Raw genomic sequence first — 2307 nt, 5'->3', positions numbered from 1 at the left:
GTCCTTGCGCAGCACCGAGGAGAAAAGCTGCACCAATGGCATGCGGCCGATCGGCGTGCCCAGATAGAACCAGGTGCCGTCGGCTTTGATCTCCATGTCGAGATCGCCGCAAAAGTCCGGATTCCAGCGCTCGACGGGTGCCGCGCCCTTGCCGGCGCGGGCCGCGCGCGCGATCAGCGCCTCGAGCCCCCGCGCCTCGGTGGCATCAGTCAGGCTTTCTTCACGATGTTCCAAGGGTCCCGTCATGGTCACGAAATAGTCACTGTTGTTCCGCTTGTCAGCCTAAGTCTGTGATTTAAGTTCAAATGCAGACGCTAGGCGAGGCCGAATCGCGGCAGTCATGGTATGCTGCAGGCTGGTATTTCCAACCACGAGGATCGATGCGGCATGAGCGTGATGGTCAAGGAAAGCCCGATCAGCGAGAAGGACATGATCGCCGAGGCCGAGAAGGCGCTGGCGGATATTTCCAGAATCCGCGACGGGGTCGGCCGGGTCATCTTCGGCCAGGAGAGCGTCGTCGAGCGCACGCTGGTGGCGCTGCTGGCCGGCGGCCATGCGCTGCTGGTCGGCGTGCCGGGCCTCGCCAAGACCAAGCTGGTCGAAGCGCTGGGCATCGTGCTCGGCCTCGATTCGCGCCGCATCCAGTTCACGCCGGACCTGATGCCGTCGGATATCCTCGGCTCCGAAGTGATGGAGCAGGACGAGATCGGCAAGCGTTCCTTCCGCTTCATCTCCGGGCCGATCTTCGCCCAACTTCTGATGGCCGACGAGATCAACCGCGCCTCGCCGCGCACCCAGTCGGCGCTGCTGCAGGCGATGCAGGAATACCATGTCACCATTGCCGGCGCCCGCTACGACCTGCCGGCGCCCTTCCACGTGCTGGCAACGCAGAACCCGCTGGAGCAGGAAGGCACCTATCCGCTGCCCGAGGCCCAGCTCGACCGCTTCCTGATGCAGGTCGACATCCTCTATCCCGAAATCGAGGCCGAGCGCCGCATCCTGCTGGAGACCACCGGCATCGAGGACGCCAAGGCCCAGAACGTACTGCAGCCGGCGCGGCTGAAGGAAATCCAGACGCTGATCCGCCGCATGCCGGTGCCCGAAAGCGTCGTCGAGGCGATCCTCACGCTGGTGCGCTCGGCGCGTCCCGGCCAGGGCAATGCCGAGACCGACAAGCATGTCGCCTGGGGCCCCGGCCCGCGCGCCAGCCAGGCGCTGATGCTATGCACAAGGGCGCGCGCGCTCTACGAGGGACGGCTGGCGCCGTCGATCGACGATGTGCGCGCGCTGGCCGAGCCGGTGCTGCAGCATCGCATGGCGCTGACCTTCGCCGCCCGCGCCGAAGGCACCAGCGTGCGCGACGTGGTGGCGAAACTGACCAAAGGCATCTGATGGCGCGTATTGGCGAGCTCCAAGCACCGGCAGCGACGCGCGACGCGCTCGCCCGTGGCCGGTTGCGGGCCTCGCTGGTTCCCGACTTGCTGGTCGAGGCACGACGCATCGTCAACACGGTGATCGCGGGCTGGCATGGCCGCCGCAAGCGCGGCATCGGCGAGAATTTCTGGCAGTTCCGGCCCTATGTCGAAGGCGACGCCTCACGCATCGACTGGCGCCGCTCGGCGCGCGACGACCACACCTATGTGCGCGACCGCGAATGGGAAGCCGCCCATACGGTCTGGCTATGGGCCGACCCCTCGCCGTCGATGCTTTACAAGTCGACCGGCGCCAGCGTTTCCAAGCAATCGCGCGCGCTGGTGCTGGCGCTGGCCATGGCCGAACTGTTGTCGCGCAGCGGCGAGCGCATAGCCTGGCCCGGCCTCACCGATCCGTTCACCGCCCGCAACGGCGCCGAGCGCATCGCCGCCCAGCTGATGCATGCCGGCGAACTGCCGGCAAAACCCGACCTGTCCGACATCAGGCGCTTCTGCGACATCGTTGTCGTCAGCGATTTCCTCGATCCCGTCGAGGAGACGATGGCCTGGCTCGACGTGCTCGCCCGCCACGGCGTGCGCGCGCATCTGATCGAGGTTGCCGATCCGGCCGAGGAGACCTTTCCCTATGCCGGCCGCACCGAATTCACCGATCCCGAGACCGGCGACAAGCTGACCGCCGGCCGCGCCGAAATGCTGGGTGACGAGTATCGCCTGCTCTACACCGCCCGCCGCCAGGAACTGGCCGCCTGGTGCAAGCGGCTCGGCTGGAGCTTTACCGTCAACCACACCGACCGGCTGGCCTCCGATGCGCTGGTGCGCCTGCACATGGCGATGACCGCCGATGGCCCCTCCATCGGAAAGGCGGCTGTCGCAT

General features: G+C 66.8%; 3 protein-coding genes. 2 read left to right on the top strand and 1 reads right to left on the bottom strand.

The features are described 5' to 3' along the window. A partial coding sequence (locus tag EN935_RS31705) for a DUF1285 domain-containing protein (protein WP_127374000.1) occupies window positions 1-246 on the bottom strand: 246 nt, incomplete at its 3' end. A gap of 141 nt (window positions 247-387) precedes the next feature. On the opposite strand from EN935_RS31705, the gene EN935_RS31700 reads away from it, so the two are divergent. Together EN935_RS31700 and EN935_RS31695 are read left to right on the top strand one after the other, a co-directional pair. Then, window positions 388-1392 (top strand): MoxR family ATPase, encoded by a 1005-nt coding sequence (locus tag EN935_RS31700; protein ID WP_127373999.1) that lies wholly within the window; start codon window positions 388-390, stop codon window positions 1390-1392. Beyond that, window positions 1392-2307, top strand: a 916-nt coding sequence (locus EN935_RS31695; protein ID WP_164771517.1) for a DUF58 domain-containing protein, incomplete at its 3' end; no start/stop codon positions are given. The genes EN935_RS31700 and EN935_RS31695, both read left to right, overlap by 1 nt.

The organism is Mesorhizobium sp. M7D.F.Ca.US.004.03.1.1 (assembly GCF_003998635.1).
Taxonomy (GTDB): domain Bacteria; phylum Pseudomonadota; class Alphaproteobacteria; order Rhizobiales; family Rhizobiaceae; genus Mesorhizobium; species Mesorhizobium loti.
This window is presented reverse-complemented; position numbering and strand designations above follow the sequence as displayed.